At 40.9% G+C, this 22,772-nt stretch carries 16 protein-coding genes; 4 read left to right on the forward strand and 12 right to left on the reverse strand.

Going from position 1 to position 22,772, the window contains the following annotated elements; all coding sequences use genetic code 11:
• Nucleotides 1–777: 777 nt before the first annotated feature.
• From HMPREF0666_RS01830 to HMPREF0666_RS01850, 5 genes are all read right to left on the reverse strand, one after another.
• Nucleotides 778–2,907 (reverse strand): YgiQ family radical SAM protein, encoded by a 2,130-nt coding sequence (locus HMPREF0666_RS01830; RefSeq protein WP_009010586.1) that lies wholly within the window; start codon nt 2,905–2,907, stop codon nt 778–780.
• Nucleotides 2,908–3,008: 101 nt separating this feature from the next.
• Entirely contained in the window at nt 3,009–3,320 is a 312-nt protein-coding gene (locus tag HMPREF0666_RS01835) for a hypothetical protein (protein WP_009010587.1), read from the reverse strand.
• 27 nt (nt 3,321–3,347) lie between these two features.
• Complete coding sequence (locus HMPREF0666_RS01840; RefSeq protein WP_009010588.1) at nt 3,348–5,936, reverse strand: fibronectin type III domain-containing protein; 2,589 nt, start codon at nt 5,934–5,936, stop codon at nt 3,348–3,350.
• A complete protein-coding gene (locus HMPREF0666_RS01845) occupies nt 5,936–6,496 on the reverse strand; it encodes a 1-acyl-sn-glycerol-3-phosphate acyltransferase (RefSeq protein WP_009010589.1) in 561 nt (186 codons plus the stop codon). The genes HMPREF0666_RS01840 and HMPREF0666_RS01845 overlap by 1 nt, the downstream gene beginning before the upstream one ends.
• Nucleotides 6,496–6,768, reverse strand: a complete 273-nt coding sequence (locus tag HMPREF0666_RS01850; RefSeq protein WP_009010590.1) for a hypothetical protein — start codon at nt 6,766–6,768, stop codon at nt 6,496–6,498. Before HMPREF0666_RS01850 ends, HMPREF0666_RS01845 begins: the two co-directional genes overlap by 1 nt.
• 202 nt (nt 6,769–6,970) lie before the next feature.
• Between HMPREF0666_RS01850 and HMPREF0666_RS01855 the strand changes: the two genes are divergently transcribed.
• Nucleotides 6,971–8,614: a diphosphate--fructose-6-phosphate 1-phosphotransferase gene (locus HMPREF0666_RS01855; RefSeq protein ID WP_009010591.1), complete on the forward strand. Its 1,644-nt coding sequence runs from the start codon at nt 6,971–6,973 to the stop codon at nt 8,612–8,614.
• A gap of 482 nt (nt 8,615–9,096) precedes the next feature.
• The gene (locus HMPREF0666_RS01860; RefSeq protein WP_232214050.1) at nt 9,097–9,915 is read left to right on the forward strand and encodes a glycoside hydrolase family 25 protein; all 819 of its coding nucleotides are present in this window, start codon (nt 9,097–9,099) and stop codon (nt 9,913–9,915) included.
• Here HMPREF0666_RS01860 and prmA read toward each other — a convergent pair.
• A complete protein-coding gene (gene prmA / locus HMPREF0666_RS01865; protein ID WP_009010593.1) occupies nt 9,839–10,708 on the reverse strand; it encodes a 50S ribosomal protein L11 methyltransferase in 870 nt (289 codons plus the stop codon). The genes HMPREF0666_RS01860 and prmA overlap by 77 nt on opposite strands.
• Before the next feature lie 171 nt (nt 10,709–10,879).
• Between prmA and HMPREF0666_RS01870 the strand changes: the two genes are divergently transcribed.
• Together HMPREF0666_RS01870 and HMPREF0666_RS01875 are read left to right on the forward strand one after the other, a co-directional pair.
• Complete coding sequence (locus tag HMPREF0666_RS01870) at nt 10,880–11,926, forward strand: hypothetical protein (RefSeq protein ID WP_009010594.1); 1,047 nt, start codon at nt 10,880–10,882, stop codon at nt 11,924–11,926.
• Nucleotides 11,927–11,968: 42 nt separating this feature from the next.
• A complete protein-coding gene (locus HMPREF0666_RS01875) occupies nt 11,969–13,591 on the forward strand; it encodes an OmpP1/FadL family transporter (protein ID WP_009010595.1) in 1,623 nt (540 codons plus the stop codon).
• A 434-nt stretch (nt 13,592–14,025) separates the two neighbouring features.
• On the opposite strand, the gene HMPREF0666_RS01880 is transcribed toward HMPREF0666_RS01875, so the two are convergent.
• The 6 genes from HMPREF0666_RS01880 to hcp all read right to left on the reverse strand — a co-directional run bounded on the left by HMPREF0666_RS01880 (nt 14,026) and on the right by hcp (nt 22,433).
• Entirely contained in the window at nt 14,026–14,223 is a 198-nt protein-coding gene (locus tag HMPREF0666_RS01880) for a hypothetical protein (RefSeq protein ID WP_009010597.1), read from the reverse strand.
• A 43-nt stretch (nt 14,224–14,266) separates the two neighbouring features.
• Nucleotides 14,267–15,031, reverse strand: a complete 765-nt coding sequence (locus tag HMPREF0666_RS01885; protein ID WP_009010598.1) for a YaaA family protein — start codon at nt 15,029–15,031, stop codon at nt 14,267–14,269.
• A 144-nt stretch (nt 15,032–15,175) separates the two neighbouring features.
• Complete coding sequence (locus HMPREF0666_RS01890) at nt 15,176–17,290, reverse strand: prolyl oligopeptidase family protein (RefSeq protein WP_009010599.1); 2,115 nt, start codon at nt 17,288–17,290, stop codon at nt 15,176–15,178.
• A gap of 107 nt (nt 17,291–17,397) precedes the next feature.
• Nucleotides 17,398–18,600, reverse strand: coding sequence for a GDP-L-fucose synthase (locus HMPREF0666_RS01895; protein WP_009010600.1), 1,203 nt, complete (start codon nt 18,598–18,600; stop codon nt 17,398–17,400).
• A gap of 128 nt (nt 18,601–18,728) precedes the next feature.
• Nucleotides 18,729–19,820 (reverse strand): GDP-mannose 4,6-dehydratase, encoded by a 1,092-nt coding sequence (gmd, locus tag HMPREF0666_RS01900; RefSeq protein ID WP_009010601.1) that lies wholly within the window; start codon nt 19,818–19,820, stop codon nt 18,729–18,731.
• Nucleotides 19,821–20,780: 960 nt separating this feature from the next.
• The gene (hcp, locus tag HMPREF0666_RS01905; RefSeq protein WP_042855891.1) at nt 20,781–22,433 is read right to left on the reverse strand and encodes a hydroxylamine reductase; all 1,653 of its coding nucleotides are present in this window, start codon (nt 22,431–22,433) and stop codon (nt 20,781–20,783) included.
• Nucleotides 22,434–22,772: the final 339 nt, after the last annotated feature.

Below are 22,772 nucleotides of genomic sequence, written 5' to 3' on the forward strand. Positions count from 1 at the left end.
GCATGATAGCGGGAATTACATAGCTAAAGAAAGGGTGTATCTGAGGATGTTTCATGGGCGCAGGTGAAGATGATGTCTTTGCTATACCATAACGGAGTAAAGCTTGTTGTCAGAAGTCAGCAGAGGTCATAATAACCAAAGCACGGGTTGCCTATAGGGAAAGACTGATTCGTGCAGTGCAATAGTCAATGACTGCTACCTTGAAAGTCTTTTGTAGTCAGAGGTTTGAAAAGGAACTCTCATCACACTGGCAATCTGTTAGTTATAAACTTTCTGAATATACCTAAAGTATATCATTTATGCCCATCCTTTATCGTGTCATAGATGATAAAAGGAGTTGCTTGTCGTCTCTTTATTCGCCACTAATCCCTTTGTTTTGTAATAAAAAATCTGAGCAAGAAAATTAGACATGCTCTTTTGACTTCTAAACAAGGCCTGTCTTGCTTGTTGAAGACGCCTTTCTTGGGGCTTACTAACGCCCTTCTTGAACCAAGCTAAGCCTCTTCTTTGTCGCAGTTTCTATCTCTTTGGATATTAGTTGGTTATGAATTTATTGAGAGCTTACCTTTGAGAAGGATTATGAACTGGTTATCTTTTGTTTTGTCATATTATTTCATAACAATGTAGAGTTAGTTTTCATAGTCCTTTCTGTATTTCCTCACTCAAAGTACTTGGTATGTTATAAAAACTATTCGACAGTGAAATCTCGTCTCTGTTATCATTAAAAGCTAAAAAAGGAGCTATGATTAATGGGTCATAACTCCTTCTTCAGATGTCTTATTTTTGTTTGCGTCGATGGTTACCAGTGAAGTTTGGATTGAAACTCTTGGGTCGCTTATCATTTTGTTTTGCCGATTTTCTGCGATTGTCCGTCGGCTTTTCTTCGCGTCCTTTACGTTTCTTGTTAGGGACGTCAGGTGTACTTCCAATCGCCTTAGGGTCGTAGACAGCACGTGGATGCTGTTTAGGTGGATTATCATAGAGCTTGGCTATCAGGTCACTACGCCCAATGCGATGAAGTTCTCGTTCAATGTCACGACGTGCTTCAGGCTTATACCAGAAGAAGAATTGGCGTTGAGCAAGTTTCTCCTTTGGTGTTTTTGCCGAGAAGATAGGTTCAAGCGTATAGGGGTCGTAGCCTGTGTACCATGCTTCCGTGGAGACAGTCATAGGGGTAGGGGTGAAATCTTGCACCTGCTCGAGGTGGAAATCGAGGTCCTTCGTCAGTACTGCTAACTCGGCCATATCCTCTTCTTGACATCCAGGGTGGGAGGAAATGAAATAAGGAATAATCTGTTGTCGCATATTCTCCTCACGGTTTATGCGGTCGAAAATCCTTTTGAACGCATAAAACTGTTGGAAAGAAGGTTTGCGCATGAGGTGGAGTACTCGGTCAGAGGTATGCTCTGGCGCAACCTTCAGACGGCCGCTGACATGGCGTGTTATCAGTTCGCGCGTATATTGTTTGGCAGCTTCATTACTCTTCTCATCCTTACTCTTATGAAGCAGTAAGTCGTAGCGTACACCTGAACCGATAAAGCTCTTCTTGATTTCTGGCAGCTCGTCTACAGCATGATAGATTTCAAGTAGTTTGGTGTGGTCGGTTTCGAGATTAGGACAAATCTCTGGATTGACGCAGCTTGGACGTTTGCAATGTTCGCACGCCTTCTGGTTTTTGCCCGCCATACCATACATATTTGCTGACGGACCACCAAGGTCAGAGAGGTAGCCTTTGAAATCAGGCATCTGAACAACCTGTTTTACCTCCTTCAAGATACTCTCTTTTGAGCGACAGCTAATAAACTTACCTTGATGAGCAGAGATGGTACAGAACGAACAACCACCAAAGCATCCACGATGAATGTTCACACTGTGCTTAATCATCTCGTATGCTGGGATTGTCTTACCACGATACTTTGGGTGTGGTTCACGTGTGTATGGGAGGTCGTAAGCCGCATCTACCTCTGCTGTTGACATAGTAGGATAGGGCGGATTGACGACAGCATAGACGTTGTCGACAGCCTGCAGAATACGTTGTGCGTGTTTCTTGTTAGACTCTTCTTCTATATGCTTGAAGTTTTCCGCTTGATATTTCTTATTATGAAGACATGCTTCATGCGAATGAAGTAGGATGTCATCCTCATTAATCCCACCTGGGATATCATCCTCTTTGCAGAGGTAAACAGTCTGTGGAATATGCTTTAAGTCCTTGATATGAGCCCCATTCTCTAACTCCTGTGCAATGCTAACCACCTGTTTCTCGCCCATACCATAGATAATCATGTCGGCATGTGCATCGCAGAGAATACACTTACGAAGGCAATCTTTCCAATAGTCGTAGTGGGTAAGACGCCGTAGTGAAGCCTCAATGCCACCTAAGACGATAGGAACATCGGGATAGAGCTGTCGGAGAATATTAGAGTAGACTATACTTGGATACTCTGGTCGCAAGTCGTGTCTACCATCAGGAGAGTAGGCATCTTCCGAGCGTAGACGGCGATTAGCGGTATATTTGTTCACCATCGAGTCCATTGCGCCTGGTGAAATACCGAAATAAAGGCGCGGCCGGCCTAACTTCTTAAAGTCACGGAAGTCTCCATGCCAGTCGGGTTGTGGTACGATAGCCACCTTATAGCCAGCTGCTTCAAGTGTTCTACCTATGACAGCTGCTCCAAAGGCAGGGTGATCAATATAGGCATCACCCGAGAAGAGGATAATATCTAACTGGTCCCAACCACGCAGTTCCACCTCTTTTTTAGTGGTAGGGAGGAAGTCTGTTAGTTGAAATCTTGATGGTTTTAATACTTTCTCTTCTTTCTTAACAGCACGTTCTCTGTTCTGTTGTTGAGTTGGTGTTGTTTTCTTATGCTGCTTAGCAGGTCTTGTATTTCCTTTTTGTGAACTCAAATGATGTTTGTTTTAATTGATTTACTTTCAGAGGAGATAAACTATCTCCTACGCATAGGGGCTTGTTATTGTTTTGAACACAGATAGATAGACATCATCGTCTACTCTTCAGTGTCTTGATGAGACAAACTCCATTCTTTGTAGAGAGCAACAAGATTCTTCAGTCCGATACCCTTCATGTTTTGATTATAGATGACATCAAGACATAAGTCAAGTAAGTCTTTGTCCTTACCCGGTTCTGACTCAAGCAGACCACGTACGTTAAACTTAAGTTTGTCAAGGATGTCTTCGTCGATAATCCCATTGGAATTGACCAGTCCTGATAGGAGTGAATACTTCTTGATAGTCTCAAGATGGCAGTCTGTTATCTCAATGCTTCGTGTGCCAGAAGCGTTTGCTTGAATTTTATACATAGTAATTGCGTTTTTAGATAATTCTATTTATTTCTTTAGCAAGAAGTTAACTATTCCCTTCATAATACTATTGCGGGTAGCAGCATCCTTGATACATTCAAAAGGAAAGGCGAGTGTAAACACACTGTTGTTGGTTCCTTTATAGGCTACAGCCGCTGTATGGCCATCGGCATAAGTCAATGTACTGAAGGCGTTGTCGGCAGGTTGGATGTTATCTGGCGTGTAAGCACCATAATGTTGTTCGTTGATAGTTCGATAGACATCGAACGACATACCCATACCCGTGACAATAGAGTTATAATTATCAGGGTTAGCACTGTCAAATGTAATCTTGAGGTTGTTTCTCAACCAGTCTTGTTCGTCAGTCCCTTGCATGTCTGATGCAAGATAAGAACCACTGACAAAGAGATTGCCACGGCCATTGAGATACTTTGTAAGTTGTTGACGAAGGGATGGTTTGAAGGTCTTATAATATAATAAACTATGCCCATCATCTTTCTCATTGCCAAGGAGTAAGTCTACCATAGCATACTTTGAAAGGTTTATTTCACCATTCTCAACGGCTTTACTACTACAACTAACAATGTTGTATCTACCAGCATGACGTAGTGCTTCTGCATGTTCTCTTACGTAGTTGAAGTCGTTTCCTGCTATAATCTTACCAACAAGTTCCTCTCCTCCATAGCCTAAGGCGTTAGGTCCTTCCTTACCAATCATTGTCTTGTTGAAGTTAGCTTGTCTTCCTGCCCATCCAGCGACAGGACCATAGCTAAGGCCTGGGTCAGCCTCAAGGTCAAACCCTTGTTCTGCGTTTGTGTTCACCACAGCTGGAGAAGAGAGGCGATGGAAGGCATTGACAATAAGTATTGTCTGACTTGCACCATCGTTACGTAAGGCAGAAAGGGTCTCTGTAGGGAAACTCTCACCACCACGATTACAAGCCGTTACCTTAAAGTTATAGACTAAACCAGGCTGTAACTCTATCTCAAAAGACGGGTTACGAACGTTCATACCATTGTCAAATCCGGTTGTTCCCATAGCAACATAAACGTTGTAAGAGGTAGGAGCTGCTGTAGGCTCATTGGCATCGAAGGTTGGTTTCCATTGTAGTCTAATCTTCTTAGGGGATATGTATTCAATCTTGAAATTACTTGGTGCAAGGGGTTGTACGCTATAAGTCTTACCGTGCATGTTAGCTTCATACTTCAAGATAGTCTTATAGACCGAGCGTGCAAGCGTGAATTTGAAGTTAGGATCTTGCCCTAACATTATGTCAGGGAAGTTCTGATGTGATAGTGTCTCAAGTATGGCTGATGGTACTTCAGGCAGACGAGTCTCGCTATAGTTGCGATCCCACACAGAACGAGTGGCCCAGTTCACATGAAAGGCATTGTCTATATCTCTCTTAACATTGCTAACCAACTGTTCTGCAAGTGTTTTTGAAACCTTACGTGAAAGGCCATCTCCTAATGTCTTATTCCCTTCTTGGGTTGTACAAATACCTAAGGTACCCACAAAACTATTGTCGGCTTTATATCCAGCATCGCTATGAACAGCCAAAGCAAGCTCGATAGGCACCTTCTTCCCATCTTTCTTATCAGGGAGATAACATGAACCTCCAGCCAACCAATTCGTCATCAGTGAGCGACAATTGATGTCGTCGTTATAGTCGTTAGAGCCATTACTCTTGCTGACGACACTCCAAGGCGCACCAGCCCATTGTGTTGAGTATCTTGCTCCTTCAAGGAATCGAGGTAAGCCACTCAACGTTCCTCCACGAACAATGTTACCCATACCACCACCGAAGCGTACTGCGTCAGTAGTTACTATGCCTCTATGCGAACTATGATTAGTCAGTACAACAGAGTTGTTGATACTGTTTCCTTTGTCAAACTCAAATGTTCCAAGATAAACCCATGTGCCGCCACCCATGCGCTGGTTGACGTGGAAATGAGTTTCTTGGCCTTGGTGGAATACAATATACTCCGCTGCTTCCACACTCTTCTTCTGTGTCTGGTAGCTTACATATACTGCATAACGTCCTGTTTCGAGGAAAGTAGGTTGATAGACAACGGAACTCAGCTTGCTATCACGCTTTCTTGCCTTGACCTGTCGAGCCGTACCAGCAGTAAACGGGTTCTCTCCATCGTTATAACTACCATAGTGAAGTGCAAAGCCTTTCTCGTTTGTGTTACTCCATTTCTTCTTAAGACTTTCCTCTTTATAGTTGACTCTATTGTCATTATCAACTATGATTTCATTCCTTTGCCAGTTCCTTTCACGTGGAGAGTAGACAATTGCTCCTGCATTTTCAAGCATCGGTATGAGATAAGGGAGAACTATCGTTTGTGTGTAAAGATCCTCGGTAGTACCAAACAAGATAGGCCTTTGCCATCTCCATCCACCTTTCTTAGCATCATAATATCTTCCATGAGACGACCAAACAGAAAGGTGTCTGTTCTGTAAGCCATCTGTTATCTCATTTGGGCGGGATACATTCTTAACCCAAGGTGCATCTTCATAATTCGTTCTTCCCCATGACGCCTTACCTGTTTGTGCATTTGTCGTAGCAAATGACATAGCAAGAAGTGCAGTACAAAGCAATTTTATCTTCATTATCCGTCTAATTCTCCTATCGTAAACAGTTCTGGATGTTTACCCTTAAAGTCTTTGAAATACAATTTGATTTCCTTCATATCCTCCTCAATGTTGCCTGATGGTATGATTACTTTCGAACATTGAATTAGCTTCTTTTCGTAATCTAAGCCATAAAGGTGGATGGGCAACTGCGCTTTTAAGGCTATATAATAAAAGCCTTTCTTCCATTCTGGGTTCAGACTCCTGGTACCCTCGGGCGTAATACATAGTTGAAAACTATCAGCCTTCATAGCATGTTCGGCCAGTCTGTCGGTCATACTCGTATGCTTGTCTCGCCATACAGCAATTCCACCAAGCCTACGGAAGATAGGACCCAACGGCCAAAAGAACCATTCCTTCTTCATTAGGAAGTTGCTTTTCTGTTGTTCGGCCCTTGCGTAGAGTTGTCCTATAAGGAAATCATAATTACTCGTATGGGGTGCAAGACAAATAATAGCTTTGTTAGGTAAAGTGTACCTAACATCTTTCTTCCACCCCATAAAACTATAAAGTAGCCACTTAGCTATAGCCTGTAACATTATGCAAGGTTATTGAGTTGGTCTACTATCTCATTGACTTCTTTACTAAACTTATCTTTCAAATCATTGAAGTAAACCTTGGCTGGCATGCCTGGTTCTACATGAGATACGCGTCTGATGTAGTTGCTATGCATTACCAATATTGACGTGAGGATTGCCTCAGTATTATCATTATCATGCTCTTCACCATAGAGGGATGCTGCGATACCCTCTGTAAACAAGTCACCACAAATATAATTGATGGTGCGTTTTAAATCTCTTTTGTTGCTCATATTAATCCTAAATAGCTATATTTATATTCATCGTTCAAAGATAAGTAAAAAATTAGAAAGGCAAGGCTTTCTTACATAAAAATAGAGTTAAAATTTTAATTTAGCGTCTTTTCCTTTCTATTATCGGATAAAAAAAGTAATTTTGCAGAGTAGATAAGGATATAACAAAGAATTATTATATTTCAAACATTAAATTAAACACATGGAAATTAGCGCATTGCAGAAGGAAAGAGCAGGCTATCAGCCAAAGTTGCCTAAGGCTCTTCAGGGTGCAGTAAAGGTGCAGGAAGGTGCTCCTACACAGAGTGTTGACAATCAGGAAGATATCAAGAAGCTATTCCCTAACACCTACGGAATGCCTCTCGTTGAGTTTGTTCCAGCTGATTCAGCTAACAATGCAAAGATCAACGTTGGTATTATCCTCTCTGGTGGTCAGGCTCCTGGTGGTCACAACGTTATTTCTGGTCTCTTTGATGAGGTTAAGAAGTTGAACCCAGAGAACCGTCTTTATGGCTTCCTCATGGGTCCTGGCGGTCTTGTTGACCACAATTATATCGAGATAACAGCCGAGAGTCTTCAGGCTTATCGCAACACTGGTGGTTTCGATATGATTGGTTCTGGTAGAACAAAGCTCGAGAAAGAGGATCAATTCGAGAAGGGTCTTGAGATTCTTCGTAAGTTAGATATCAAGGCAGTAGTAATCATTGGCGGTGATGACTCTAATACCAATGCTTGCGTATTGGCCGAGTACTATGCTGCTAAACAGTATGGCGTACAGGTTATCGGTTGTCCTAAGACTATCGACGGTGACTTGAAGAACAGTCAGATTGAGACTTCTTTCGGTTTCGATACAGCAACGAAGACTTATTCTGAGCTTATCGGTAACATCGAGCGTGACTGTAACTCTGCTCGTAAGTACTGGCATTTCATTAAGTTGATGGGCCGTTCTGCTTCTCACATTGCGCTTGAGTGTGCTTTGCAGACACAACCTAACATCTGTCTAATCTCTGAAGAGATTGAGGCAAAGGACCAGACTTTGAACGACATCGTTGAGAACATTGCTGAAGTTGTTGCTTATCGTGCAGCACAGGGAAATAATTTTGGTGTTGTATTAATCCCAGAGGGTCTTATTGAATTTGTCCCTGCTATTGGTCGTCTAATCCAGGAATTGAATGACTTGTTGGCTGCTCACGGTGCAGAATACTTGAACCTTGACAAGCAGGCACAGCGTGTATATATCCTTGAACATCTCTCTGCAGAGAACAAGGCTACTTTCGAAACACTCCCAGAAGGTGTAGCACGTCAGCTTTCTCTTGACCGTGACCCACACGGAAACGTACAGGTGTCTCTCATTGAGACTGAGAAACTTATCTCAGAGATGGTTGCTGCGAAGCTTGATCAGTGGAAGAAGGAAGGCAAATATACAGGTAAGTTTGCTGCTCAGCACCACTTCTTCGGTTATGAGGGTCGTTGCGCAGCTCCTTCTAACTTTGATGCAGACTACTGCTATGCACTCGGTTCATCTGCAGCCCAGCTGATTGCTAATGGCAAGACGGGCTATATGGCTATCGTTAAGAATACCACAGCACCTGCTGACCAGTGGAAGGCTGGTGGTGTGCCAATCACTATGATGATGAACATGGAGAGACGTAATGGTGAAATGAAGCCTGTTATCCGTAAGGCACTGGTTGAGCTTGATGGTGCTCCATTCAAGACTTTCGCTGCTCAGCGTGATAAGTGGGCTAAGGAAACATGCTATGTTTATCCAGGTCCTATCCAGTACTGGGGTCCTTCTTCAGTATGTGATTTGACTACTAAGACGCTTGAATTAGAGCAGGCTAAGTAATAGTATATTCATAAAGGAGAAATAGGGGATAATTGTGTCCTCTGTTTCTTCTTTTGTTTTTTACTATTGTCTGTTCTTATACAATACACTTATTTCAAGTGTTTAGTTATTAAGGTTTAGTTATACCTTTGGTTTTCAATCTATTATTATCGTGTTAATACAAGTCCTCAATCGTATGATTACGACTGTAATCCATGCTTAATTGTTGGCTTCCTCATTGTTTATTAAATTAAAAGAAACGGTATTCTTTCAGCATATTCAGCTGCTTTACTAATTTATTTTCATGAAGAGAAATAATTCTCTTCACGATAAAAAATATTTTTTTTCACGACAAGAAATATTTTTTTTCATGAAAAGATTTTGTGAAAGTAACCGTCTAATGCAAGATAAAGTAGAACTCTAAATTATCAATCAGTAAGAACATGTTTATTCCCAAAGTGCTTCATTCATTGAGAAAGACCTGGAGTCAGATGCCAGGTTGGATGAGATGGGTTGTAGGATTGTGTCTTGCTGCAGGATATAGTTTCTTGTTTTATTTCCTATTTGTCGCACCTACTGGTTTTAGATGGCGTGCTATTTATGGTGACCCTGATTATCCTGAGGGTTACACGATATATGGTATTGATGTGAGTCGTTATCAAGGTACGATTAATTGGAACCGTCTTAGGAATGCAATGATAGACCGTTTACCCATACGGTTCATCATAATTAAGTCAACAGAGGGCGACAGTCATGTTGACATGAAGTTTAGGGATAATTTCTATAATGCAAAGGAGTCGGGCTTTATACGTGGCGCTTATCATTTCTGGAGTAATAATTCTTCTGCGCGCAGACAAGCTTATTTCTTCTTGGCTATGGTTCATCTTGAGCCAGGAGATTTGCCTCCTGTACTTGATGTTGAGCACAAACCGAAGAATATTAGTACGGAAGAGTTCCAACAGAATATTCTTACATGGTTGCATATAGTAGAAGATAGGTATCATGTGAAGCCTATCATCTACACCTATTATAAGTTTAAGGACCAATATCTCTCAGATTCTCGCTTTGATGACTACCCTTATTGGATAGCTCACTACTATGTTCATCAGATGGAGTATCAGGGGAATTGGAAATTCTGGCAGCATACCGATGCTGGGAAACTGCCAGGTATTAAGGGATACGTAGACTTAAACATCTACAATGGTAGCTTCTATGACTTGCAGCAACTACTTATACAAGAAGATGTTACTGACGTTCAAGAAGTAAGCAGCACCAGTCATGATTCAATAAACGTTGACTCTCTTTCAGACCGAGATCGTTAGCTTTCTGAAGGATAGCTTCTGCGTCCTGCTCATAAAAACCACTCAGAATAATTTTTGAATCAGTTGTCATAACACTGACAAGCTCGTCTATGTCTTCAAGGATAATATTACGGTTGATGTTTGCTAAGATAACATCAAAGACTCCACTCACGTGAGAGAGGACTCGCTTGTCGCCTTCAAGCACATCTAACTCTACACCATTTAGTTCGGCATTATGCTCGGCATTGCGCACACTCCACTCATCAATGTCATAGCTTACAACTTCCTTTGCACCACACTTTGCGGCCACAATACCTAAGATACCCGTACCGCAGCCACAGTCGAGAACTCTCTTGTCCTTCAGGTCTTGGTTTAGTAACAAGGAAACAATCATCTGTGTCGTCTCATGTGTACCTGTGCCAAATGCTTGTTGTGCGTCAATAAGTATTTTCATTGGGATAGTCTCAAGCTGGGGATAGTTAGCAATAGCTTCCTCTTCCATATTCTTACAGACAATAGCACAGCGATTATCAATGATAATAGGCTCAAAGCCAGCTTTCTCCCACTCCTCATTCCAGTTCTTATCCTCGGCTTGATTAGCCGTAAAAGTAACTGTTACGTCTGGTAGAGGCAGGTTATGTAGGGTCTCAGTGAGTGTATCTTCGTTGAAAAGGTCTTCTTGGCAGTAGCCAACGAGTCCGTCAGGCTCGTCCGTAAAGGAGTCGAATCCTATTTCACCTGTAAGGGCTGCAATAATGTCTCTTACGTCCTGAGAATCAGGTTCTGCCGTAAACTTTACTTGTATATATTTCATCTTGGTGTTAAATTTCTACTGCAAAATTATAAAAAATAGGGAAAAACCTACCATGGATTAGGGAAAATCCGTATATTTGCAAGTAAAGTTGTCTTATTTTTGCACTATCGAAATAGTGTACATACATTATTATTGGTGTTAAAGAATAGTTAGTAATTAAATATAGGGTATATGAAACGATTAGTTTTTCTTTCGGTTTTGTTTGGAGCTATGCCATTACTTTCAATGGCACAAGATGACCTTTATTTTACCCCGTCAAAGGCAGAGCAGTCTGCTTATCAACAGAATAAGATAGAGGAAGATCGTCCTGTCTATTATAGTGGCATTGGTAAGTCTAATGACGAATACAATCGTCGTGGTAAGTATAACTATAAGAAGATAGGTGTTGACTCTTTGGGTAATGATATCTTTATGTCACGTGTTTCTACGTTGCATGGCGACTCTGTAGTGTTAGATACTATCTATGGAGGTTTTACTCGTCAGTACGAAAGTGATAACGATGACTTTGCTTATAGCAGAAGAATGAGTCGTTTCGATGGCTTCTGGGGTGGCTATTATGACCCATGGTTTGCTGGTCGCTCTTCGTTCTATGTAGGATGGGGATGGCGTTCACCTTATTATAGTGGATGGTATGACACTTGGGACGAACCATGGTATTATGGTTATTATGGTGGTTATCCTTATTATAGTTATTACGGTGGCTATCCATATTATAGCTACTACGGCGGTTATCCATACTATTATGGTTATGCTGGTTATGGTTGGTACAGTCCTTGGAGCAGATATTATGGCTATTATGGTGGCTATCCTTACTATGGTTACGGAAGGAGTGGCTACTATGCTTACAATGGACACACTGGTACTGCCAATCACTGGGGTAGTTCTCAAAGGGACTTTGGCTCTCAGGCAAGAAGTAATGTCTATAGCAATGGACAATCTACATACTCAAATCGTCGTGGTAATGTGAACCAGTATGGTAATACAGCAGCTCCACGTAATGACATGAGCAATTACTATGACCGCTTTGGTGGTGCACGTCAGAATGGTTTTGAGAATCAGACACGCTCTTATTCTCAGCCAGAGCGCTCTACATTCTCACAGCCTTCACCAAGCTCATTTGGTGGTGCAAGAGGTGGTGGTAGCTTCGGTGGTTCATATTCTGGCGGTGGAGGCAGCAGTTCTGGTGGCTCACGCAGTGCCTTTGGTAGTCATAGATAGTATTTTGGATAATGAATGTTTAATTAATAAAGCATATCAGATATGAAGAGTAAATATATTTTCTTCGCAGTATCGTTGTTTGCTGCTTTGTCAGCAAATGCACAAGAGACATACGAGAATGCTAAGTTAGCAGGCGAGGACTTGAATGGTACTGCACGCTATGTTGGTATGGGTGGAGCTATGGAAGCTTTGGGTGCTGATATTTCTACTATTGGTACTAACCCAGCTGGTATCGGTCTGTTCCGTCATAGCAATGTTAGTATCAGTGGTGGACTACTTATGCAGTCTGATGGTAAGGACTTCTCTAACGGCAAAAAGACTAATCTGAGCTTCGACCAGATAGGTGGTGTTTATTCTACTCGTACTGGACAGAAATCGTTCATTAACTTTGGTTTCAACTATCATAAGGGTAAGAACTTTGATTATATCCTCAATGCTGCTAACTCATTGGACGGAAGTTCACAGAATAAGCAGTCATATATTAAGGGTATGCTTGCTAATGAGAATTCTGGTGGATTCTTTGTTGATAAGAATAAGTATGGTGAGAATATCGGTTATGTAAATTCTACATCAGAGAATGTCGCATACACTTGGAGTCAGATTGATTACCTCTATTGGAATAATCTTATCCCTGATAAAAATACAGGAAGGCTTAACTATGAGTCGGCTTCGGGCTATAATCTTGCTCGTGCAAACACTGGTTATATTGGTAATTATGACTTTGCTGTGAGCGGGAATTTCAATGACAGGGTTTATCTTGGTCTGACATTCGGTATGAAGGATGTTAATTATAAGGGATATAGCGAGTATCGTGAGAATTTCAGCAATGCTGGTGGTGTACTTGTCCGAGATGAGAGAAAGATTACAGGTTCAGGTTTTGATATCACTGCTGGTGTAATTGTTCGTCCTGTAGCTGAGTCCCCTTTCAGAATTGGTGCATACGTGAAGACTCCTACCTGGTATGACTTGACGACATCAAATAATACTCGTCTTGTTTATTCCCCAAGTACAACGAGTGTGCGAAGCACGGATTCATCTATTAGCAACTCATACGATTTCAAGCTGTGGACACCTTGGAAGTTTGGTTTCTCTCTTGGTCACACCGTTGGTAATTACCTCGCCTTGGGTGCAACTTACGAGTATGAGAACTTCAGTAATATAAACAGTAGAGTCAACGATGGTGGATACTATGATTATTACGGTCAGTACTACAAGTCATCAAGCCCTGACAAGACTATGAATAACCACACTAAGGAAGTTCTGAAGGGCGTTAGCACTTTGAAGTTAGGTGTTGAATACAAGCCTGTAAGCAATGTTGCTTTACGTATAGGTTACAACTATGTAAGTCCAAAATATGTAAGTGATGCGCAGAAAGATCCCGGTCTTGCTTCTTTAGGTACAACGTATGCTTCAACAACAGACTACACAAACTGGGGCGAAATTAATCGCTTCACATTAGGTGTTGGTTATCAGGTTAAGAAGTTCAATATAGACTTGGCTTATCAGTATAGTGCACAGAAAGGTTCTTTTGCTCCATTCTCTAATATTAGGAACATATCTATACCGGCTGGTACGACAACTGTAACAGAGTCTAACGTGGCTACAACTACTGATGTTAAGAATAACAGAAGTCAGTTACTACTCACTGTTGGTTATCGTTTCTAAGGAACTTATATAAAGATATAAAGCATAAAAGGTAAAGGAGTTTTCTTTCTTTTACCTTTTTTGTTGCTCTTGTCATAATTGATCTTTGTTGGATGGTCTAATAACGATAATAATAGACTTATCCGATGTCTCAAGTGACTAAGTAGCTTAATTCGTCTAAACTTAATTTCCTGTCATTGTTGTCATTCTTCGTAGACACTTAACTTATTAATTTATAGCATACTTACATCAAATGTTAAAAATGACAGCAAATGAATTTAAAACTTTATTTATATAATAGAGGTTATAGTCTCTCTCTTATTAGAGCCATTTTTACGGCATGTGTAGAAATGTCACTTTGTATTCCTACTAAACCTTGATAGGCATGTGAAAGATGTATAATTGCTCTTTAGTCAATCACTCTATTTCAAGGTTAATAACCCCTTGACTATCTTTCAAAGCTTTCCGACTTCTGATAGAACTTCTGCTACATCATCAGGTGTATTGAACATGATGCCTTCTTCTAACTCCTCGTCTGACAGTTGAGCGAGTAGTTCCTTTGCAGCTGCTTCATCAAAACGTGGTTCTCCCTTACTATTGGTTTTGGCAAGTAGGGAGGTTAGGATCTGTTGACGATATTCTTCTATTGACATAATTAATTTGACTTTTACATTTATAATAAGGTGTGAATACTGATTAAGGCTTTAGGATAAAGTGTGGATGGTCTTCATCTCCATAATCTTTATGATAGGTGAAACCATCATACTCAAAGGTGAGGAGCTCGTCAGGCGAGGCCAGTTGATTACGGAGGATGTAACTTGTCATTGCACCACGGCAACTCTTTGCATACACACTGACAGCCTTCAGACGACTTCCCTGGTCAACCATAAAGAGTGGCTGAATAATGCGTACCTCTTTTTGTAATCGTTTCCAATCGAAGAGATGTTGGAACTCTTCTGTTGCTAAATGTACTAAGATACCATCGTCAGCATGCACTGCTTCTATGAGGAGGTCTGTGAGGAGTGGTTTCCAATAAGCAAACATATTCTTGCCTTCAGCCGATGGTAGCTTTGCTTTCCCTTCCAGACGATAAGGATGGATAAGGTCTAATGGACGTAAGAGGCCATAGAGAAAACTTGTTATCCAGAGATGTTTGTCTGCATAGCTGAAGTCTTCTTGACTGTACTCGTGTGCTTTAAGACATTTATATGCTTGTCCGTAATAGGCGAGGAGAGCAGGGAGAAAGGCTTCTTCATTGAAGAAATCTTGATAGCGTAGCTTGTTTTCAAGTGCTATCTTAGCGTTACATGGAATCGTTTGGGCAAGTTCTTCTACAGAAAGGCTGCTTAGCTCTAATGCCATCTGCCCCGCTTCTTTATGGAAACGAGGCAGATGAGTGTTAGGAGTTGGTACCGTTGTGGTACTGTTCATTATTTTAGCGGATGCTAATAGTATCTGCATTTGATTGAAAACTTAGGATTAAAAGGGTGAAATGGAGATAGGACTATATTTTACCTGTTGAGAAATATAAAAAAGGTAAGGGGTTATACCTTTATTAAAGATAGTCCTTTGGATATGAGCAATAGGCATAACCCCTTTAATCTCTTAATATTTCAATCCCATATTATAAAGGATGAAGCCGTAGATGTCAGCTTGCTCTTCCAACTGCTTAGACAGAGGTTTGCCACTTCCGTGTCCCGCCTTGGTATCAATGCGGATAAGTGTTGGTGTGTCAGCAGCATTGTCAGCCTGCAATGTAGCTGCAAACTTGAATGAGTGAGCTGGTACAACACGGTCGTCATGGTCGGCTGTTGTTATCAAAGTAGCAGGATACTTTGTACCAGGACGGAGGTTGTGGAGTGGAGAGTAAGCGTGGAGATAATCAAACATCTCCTTTGAGTCAGCACTTGTTCCGTAGTCTGGTGCCCAGTTCCAACCAATAGTAAACTTATGATAGCGTAACATATCCATAACACCTACTTGTGGGATACATACTTTATAAAGGTCGGGACGCTGTGTCATGCAAGCTCCTATGAGCAAACCACCATTTGAGCCACCAACGATAGCGAGGTAATCTTTACTTGTATATTTATTCTCGATAAGCCATTCACCAGCTGCAATGAAATCGTCAAAAACATTCTGTTTCTGCATCTTTGTACCAGCTACGTGCCAATCCTCACCATACTCGCTACCACCACGAAGGGATGCTTGTGCATAGATTCCACCATTTTCGATGAAAGGAATACGTACAGAAGAGAAGTAAGGGGTTAAAGCTATATTGAATCCACCGTATGCATAGAGGAATACTGGGTTCTTACCATTGCGCTTCAAACCTTTCTTATAAGTGATGAAGAGAGGTATCTTTGTTCCGTCCTTACTTGGATAGAAGACCTGTTCGCAGACATAGTCAGACTCTTTGAACTTTACCTTAGGTGCTGCATATACCTTACTGTTTGCAGAACTGAGGTCATACTGATAGATGGTAGTTGGTACGGTGAAAGAAGAGAAGGAATAGAAAACCTCTTTACGATCTTTCTCTCCATAGAAAGCTGCACTACCTAACGTAGGAAGTTTAATCTCTGAGAGTTGTTTACCATCCATAGAATAAACGTACGCGTGGCTGGAAGCATCTTTCATATAGTTCAGAATCATCTTTCCATCAGCAAAGGTAACCCCTTCAAGCATATCCTTAGACTCTGGTACAAGGGTCTTCCATTCACTGAAACCAGGGTGCTTGAGGTCTGTGACCATCAGTCGGTTCTTAGGTGCACCATCATTAGTAAGGAAGTACATCTTATCACCAATAGTCTCAATCAGGCTATACTGCAGGTCAAGATTAGATGTCATCTGAATGAATTGACTATTAGGTTGACGGAGATCACGTACATAGACAATGTTGCCTGAGCCTGCACCGCTTTCATAGAGGAACATCATGGTCTCTTCTTCATTAACACTTACAGCATAGAACCGCATTGGGTTTGCTGGATTTTGGTAGAAGAGGACATCTTCAGACTGTGGAGTACCTATCTTATGATAGTAGATCTTCTGGACAGAGTTGACATTACTGAACTCATGTCCTTTCTGTGGAGCATCGTAGGCACTGTAGTAGAAACCATCACCTTGCCATGATGCGCCAGAAAATTTGGCCCAATTAATATGGTCATCAAGCAGTTTTCCTGTCTTGACATCCATTACATAGAACTCCTGCCAGTCGCTTCCGCTGCGAGAGATAGAGTAGGTTGCATACTTGCCGTTGTGTGAGAAGTAGATACCTTTCAATGCAACGGTTCCGTCTGATGACAGTTGGTTGGGGTTAAGGAATACACGTGCGTTCTTCTCATCCCCAAGTCGATTCATAATATACAGTACACTCTGGTTCTGCAGACCATCATTCTTGTAGAAGAGCCACTTCCCAATAGATTTAATGTAGGAAGGAGCTGATATCTTCTCATAGTTTGATAACTCCTTCATACGTTTTAGGAGTTTCCCACGGAACGGAATACGGGAGAGATACTCCTGTGTAACCTTGTTCTCAGCAGCTACCCATTCAGCAGTAGCTTTGGAACTATCATTCTCTAATGGGCGATAAGGATCGGCAACTTTCACACCAAAATAGGTGTCTACAGTCCCATCCTTAGGAGCTTGTGGATACGTTAGCTTCTGTGCCATCATGCTTGTAGCAGACAATAATGCTACGGTTAGTAATACTTGTTTCTTCATATAGTAAAGATTTTAATGAATTAATGTTGTTTGCGGTAGGGCGGACTTATTAGTCTAATTAGGCTTATTGGGCTGATATGCCCAATATGCCCAATCAATGATATAAATTACTTTAAGCTTTCTTGATACCACTCGTAGAGTTTCTCAACTCCATCTTCAATTTCCACTTTGTGTGTCCACCCAAGGCGGTGCAACTTCTCTACATCAATGAGTTTTCGTGGTGTACCATTCGGCTTCTCAGTATCCCAGATTATATCTCCTTCAAAGTGAACTGTCTTCTTGACAAGTTCTGCAAGTTCTTTGATGGTAAGCTCTTTGCCAGTACCTACATTGATGTGGCAGTTACGAATCTCTCCTAATGATGGGATAGCACCACCACGGCCTTCAGAATTGTTTCGGTCGACTACACCATCAACCTTTGCACCATAGAAAACACTTGAGTATTTCTCAATTCCAATGATGTCCTTGAAATCTACGTTCAATAGGATATGAACGCTGGCATCAGCCATATCTTCACTCCAAAGGAACTCACGTAATGGACTTCCGTCACCCCATAGCGTTACCTTATTATTCTCAATGCCATAGAAAGCGAGAGCTTTCAAGATACGTTCTTCTGTATTCTTACCATCAACATTACCTTCACCAATCTCTGCACGCAACTTGTCGGTTGGATTGATAGGGCGCTTGTTCATATTATTACGTATAGCATCCCAATCATTCTCGTGGATTAGTTTGGCAAGGTAAATCTTGCGCATCATTGCTGGCATCACATGAGAGTTCTCCAAATGGAAGTTATCATTAGGCCCATAGAGGTTTGTTGGCATAACTGCTATGTAATTCGTACCATACTGAAGGTTATAGCTTTCACACATCTTCAGTCCAGCTATCTTTGCAATAGCATACTCTTCATTACTGTATTCCAAAGGAGAAGTCAATAAAGAGTCTTCATGCATTGGCTGTGGTGCATTCTTTGGATAGATGCATGTACTACCAAGGAAGAGGAGTTTCTCTACTCCATGAAGATAGCTTTGCTCGATAACATTACATTGTATCTTCATGTTTTGCATGATAAAGTCTGCCCGATAGAGGTAGTTAGCCATAATTCCTCCTACAAATGCAGCTGCGAGAACAACAGCATCAGGCTTTTCCTCATCAAAGAATCGCTTTACAGCTTGCTGATCAGTTAGGTCCAGTTCTTTATGACTTCGTCCAACAAGATTCTTGTATCCTCGTTGTAGAAGATTGTTCCATATTGCTGAGCCAACCAATCCATTGTGTCCAGCGACGTATATCTTACTATTTTTATTCATTGCGTATTTGTTGAATAGACTGTAAAAAGTAACAATAGCTGATAGAAAGCGACTATTGAGAATCGCCAACTATCAGCATAAGCGGTAATTATCTCTATCTGTGAGGAGAGAGAATGACGAAAGATGTCCTACTTAACGATACCTTTCTCCAAATACTCTTCAAGATTTGTCCTAACCTTCTCAGCAGCACCTTCAGATGCAACTTTTGCCATGTCGCTGTCTACCATAATGTTGACAAGCTCTTCAAAGCTGGTACTGTTAGGATTCCATCCAAGTTTTGCCTTTGCCTTTGTTGGGTCTCCCCAGAGATTGACAACGTCAGTTGGACGATAAAAATCAGGACTTACCTCAATGATAACATTTCCAGTTGCCTTGTCAATACCCTTTTCGTCCATGCCTTCGCCTTGGAATTCAAGTTCTATTCCTACACGTTTGAAAGCGTAATAGCAGAACTCTCGAACACTATGTTGTACACCCGTTGCAATAACGAAATCCTCTGGTTGTTCTTGTTGGAGGATTAACCACATACACTCTACGTAGTCCTTAGCATATCCCCAGTCACGAAGAGAACCGAGGTTGCCCAAGTAGAGCTTGTCTTGCTTACCCTGTTTGATACGAGCTGCAGCAAGTGTAATCTTACGAGTAACGAAGGTTTCTCCACGACGCTCACTCTCATGATTGAAAAGAATACCAGAGCAACAATACATATTATAAGCCTCACGATATTCCTTCACAATCCAGAAACCATATTGCTTAGCAACTGCGTAGGGACTGTAAGGGTGGAATGGGGTGTTTTCGTTCTGTGGAACCTCCTCAACCTTGCCGTATAATTCGGATGTCGAAGCTTGATAGATACGACAAGTCTCTGTCATTCCCAACTGACGAACAGCTTCAAGAATACGTAATACGCCCACAGCGTCGACGTCAGCTGTAAATTCTGGAGAGTCGAAACTGACCTGTACATGACTTTGCGCTGCAAGATTATAAATCTCATCAGGGCGTACTTTGCTGATTACTCCAAGAATACTCATTGAATCACTGAGGTCAGCATAATGCAAATGGAAATGAGGACGTCCCTCTAAATGAGCTATACGCTCACGGAAATCTACTGATGAACGACGGATAGTTCCATGCACATCATAACCTTTTTCGAGTAACAATTCTGCCAAATAAGAACCATCTTGGCCTGTAATACCCGTGATAAGTGCTTTTTTCTGCATTATATTTTATGATGATATTATTATATTCCTATGGTTGCACAAAGATACAAATTATTATTAATAATTTATCTTTTTACGGATAATAAACCTTAAATTTATATTTAATTTAATTCTAACTATGATGTTTGAACTCAACTATTGTTTAGTTTATCATCCTTTTCGAGGGATATGTGCAAACTTTCCTATGCTTTAGAACTTGTTTCTCTGCATGTTTTTTGATTAAGTTTGTGATTGTTGTAAGCTCTTCACATGTACACTCTCTGTATACCTCAAGTTGTTGGATACTTCGTTCTACTCATAAGATAACACGCAAGAAAGTCGTTGGCAGTTCTCATTTCTCAATGAAAGATGGATTTGCTTTACTTTATTTGCCAGCATCTTCATAATGATGTATCAGTAATTGCTCTACACTTCAAGGTAATCGGTAGGATTATGAAAAAGCATGACATTAAGATGTGTGTAATCTTCTCAAAATAATACTATACCTCCTCTTGGCATTGGTTGTATAATAAATTGTGTTTCAGTAGATTATATGCATAGTAAAAGAAGGTGCTTCTCTTGCTTCAAGAAGGGCGTCTTCAATATGTAAGAAGGGCATGTTCTTGAACGTAGATAAGGCTTTTCTATGAACTTATAGAGCATGTGTTAGGATTGATAGGTGCGAAAAGTATTGACATAAAAGCATGAGTAATAGTCTTATTCCTGCCCTTTCCTCAAATAGAAGGGGATTAACCACAGAAATGTCTAACGTATTCTTCGTGTTTGTTTAACGTTCTCACTTCTTTTATTAGCTTCTTTATAGCTGAAATCTTATTATTTAGATTTTCACTTGTAGAAGGAAGAAAGGAGGTAGATGTATATCTCCTTTCTTTAACAGGTTCTATTTCTCATTTCTCTGAAAGGTATAAAAAAAGCCCATTCAAAAAAAGAATGAGCTTCAAGTTTATATATGTGATTAATTTATCCTACCATGTTCTTGAGGTCTTCCTCAACAGAGGTAATACCGCCCAGACCAAAGTTTTCAACCAATACCTTCAGAACGTTTGGAGAAACGAAGGCTGGCAATGTAGGACCGATGTGAATATTCTTGATACCAAGGTAGAGTAGGGCAAGTAGGACGATAACTGCCTTCTGCTCATACCATGCGATGTTGAACTCGATAGGAAGGTCGTTAATATCGTTTGCACCAAAGATTTCTTTCAGCTTTAATGCAACTACAGCCCATGAATAAGAGTCATTACACTGTCCTGCATCCAATACACGTGGAATACCATTGATGTCACCAAGGTTCAGTTTATTGTATTTGAACTTAGCACAACCACTGGTCAAGATAACAGTATCCTTTGGTAGCTGAGCTGCAAACTCTGTATAATAATCACGGCTCTTCATACGACCATCACACCCACTCATTACAACAAACTTGCGGATAGCACCACTCTTAACGGCCTCAACGACCTTATCAGCTAACGCAAATACTTGTGCATGAGCAAATCCACCGATGATCTCACCCTGTTCGATAGCTGTTGGAGCCTTACATGTCTTTGCGATCTCAATTACTTCAGAGAAGTCCTTGTGACCATTCTCATCAGCTACGATGTGCTTCCAACCAGGGAAACCAGTTGCATTAGTCGTGAAGACACGATCCTTATAGCTTGCCTTTGGTGATGGAGGAACAATACAGTTCGTCGTGAAGACGATAGGACCATTGAATGTCTCGAACTCTTCTTTCTGTTTCCACCATGCATTACCATAGTTGCCTACAAGGTGCTTGTATTTCTTCAACTGTGGATAATAGTGAGCTGGGAGCATCTCACCATGAGTATAAACGTCTACACCAGTACCCTCTGTCTGCTCTAATAGTTGCTCAATATCCTTCAAGTCATGACCAGAAATAAGTATACCTGGACGGCTACCTGTACCAATATTAACCTTTGTAAGTTCTGGATTGCCGTAAGCCTGCGTGTTCGCTTTATCAAGCAATGCCATTGCATCTACACCGAATTTACCAGTTTCCATTACTGTAGCCAGCAATGTATCCATGTCAGCAGCTGGGTTTGAAATGGTAGCAAGAGCCTTCTCCATGAAAGCGATGATGTCTTCGTTGCGCTCGTTGAGGTGTGAAGCGTGCTCGTAGTAAGCAGCCATACCCTTCAAACCTAAGACTGTCAACTCTTTCAACGAACGTATATCCTCATTCTCTGTACGGAGTACACCTTCGCGATTACCTTCTGCTTCGTAGTCAGCCTTCTCACCTCCCCAATTTACTTCTTGGTAATCAGGTAGAATTACATTCTTCTCCTTTGCAAGAGAGAGAAGTTCGTGCTTAATTCGAACACCATTGTCCACCTTATTTAATATAGCTTGATCGTCAAAGTTGGCATTTGTAATCGTAGCGAAAAGTGCGTCTACGAGATAATCACCAACCTCTTGATTCGTTTCTATACCAGCTTTGCGAAGTGAATCTGCTATAGTAGCAACACCTCTTACAACGCCAAGTAACAAATCTTGCCAACGGCTTGTGTCTGCTTTCTTACCACATACACCTTGAATAGTACACCCTGTACCTTTTGCTGTTTCCTGACATTGGAAACAGAACATTTTGTTTTCTGCCATGTTTCTTAGTTCTATATTTATTTCAATAATGTTATTTTCGGATGCAAAGGTATATGATGAAAGAAAGTGAACAAGGTAACATTTGTGACGGGGTAAGGTTAAAAAAATATAAAGGTAGTGGTTCTTTGTTTACGACGTATAAGATTTGTCTTATGTAAAGAAGAACGTAAAAAGATAAAATCGGAAACGCTTTGTATAAAAAGATGTTAAGATTATATATGTAAATAATTTATACATGGATAATAGAGAGTGTAATTATTTCTTTGTGAAATATAATAACTAATAGATATTAAAAAACTTGCTATAAACTTGACATTCTTAATTAAAAATGTTATATTT

This window comes from Prevotella sp. C561, assembly GCF_000224595.1.
In the GTDB taxonomy this organism is placed as follows: Bacteria; Bacteroidota; Bacteroidia; order Bacteroidales; family Bacteroidaceae; genus Prevotella; species Prevotella jejuni.

Excerpts from the sequence above, each read along its gene's own strand:
- HMPREF0666_RS01875 (WP_009010595.1), top strand. The coding sequence starts at position 11,969 with ATGAAGAGTAAATATATTTTCTTCGCAGTATCGTTGTTTGCTGCTTTG.
- HMPREF0666_RS01850 (WP_009010590.1), bottom strand. The coding sequence starts at position 6,768 with ATGAGCAACAAAAGAGATTTAAAACGCACCATCAATTATATTTGTGGT.
- HMPREF0666_RS01835 (WP_009010587.1), bottom strand. The coding sequence starts at position 3,320 with ATGTATAAAATTCAAGCAAACGCTTCTGGCACACGAAGCATTGAGATA.
- HMPREF0666_RS01855 (WP_009010591.1), top strand. The coding sequence starts at position 6,971 with ATGGAAATTAGCGCATTGCAGAAGGAAAGAGCAGGCTATCAGCCAAAG.
- HMPREF0666_RS01860 (WP_232214050.1), top strand. The coding sequence starts at position 9,097 with ATGAGATGGGTTGTAGGATTGTGTCTTGCTGCAGGATATAGTTTCTTG.
- gmd (WP_009010601.1), bottom strand. The coding sequence starts at position 19,820 with ATGCAGAAAAAAGCACTTATCACGGGTATTACAGGCCAAGATGGTTCT.
- hcp (WP_042855891.1), bottom strand. The coding sequence starts at position 22,433 with ATGGCAGAAAACAAAATGTTCTGTTTCCAATGTCAGGAAACAGCAAAA.
- HMPREF0666_RS01840 (WP_009010588.1), bottom strand. The coding sequence starts at position 5,936 with ATGAAGATAAAATTGCTTTGTACTGCACTTCTTGCTATGTCATTTGCT.
- HMPREF0666_RS01895 (WP_009010600.1), bottom strand. The coding sequence starts at position 18,600 with ATGAATAAAAATAGTAAGATATACGTCGCTGGACACAATGGATTGGTT.
- HMPREF0666_RS01845 (WP_009010589.1), bottom strand. The coding sequence starts at position 6,496 with ATGTTACAGGCTATAGCTAAGTGGCTACTTTATAGTTTTATGGGGTGG.
- HMPREF0666_RS01890 (WP_009010599.1), bottom strand. The coding sequence starts at position 17,290 with ATGAAGAAACAAGTATTACTAACCGTAGCATTATTGTCTGCTACAAGC.
- HMPREF0666_RS01870 (WP_009010594.1), top strand. The coding sequence starts at position 10,880 with ATGAAACGATTAGTTTTTCTTTCGGTTTTGTTTGGAGCTATGCCATTA.
- prmA (WP_009010593.1), bottom strand. The coding sequence starts at position 10,708 with ATGAAATATATACAAGTAAAGTTTACGGCAGAACCTGATTCTCAGGAC.
- HMPREF0666_RS01880 (WP_009010597.1), bottom strand. The coding sequence starts at position 14,223 with ATGTCAATAGAAGAATATCGTCAACAGATCCTAACCTCCCTACTTGCC.
- HMPREF0666_RS01885 (WP_009010598.1), bottom strand. The coding sequence starts at position 15,031 with ATGCAGATACTATTAGCATCCGCTAAAATAATGAACAGTACCACAACG.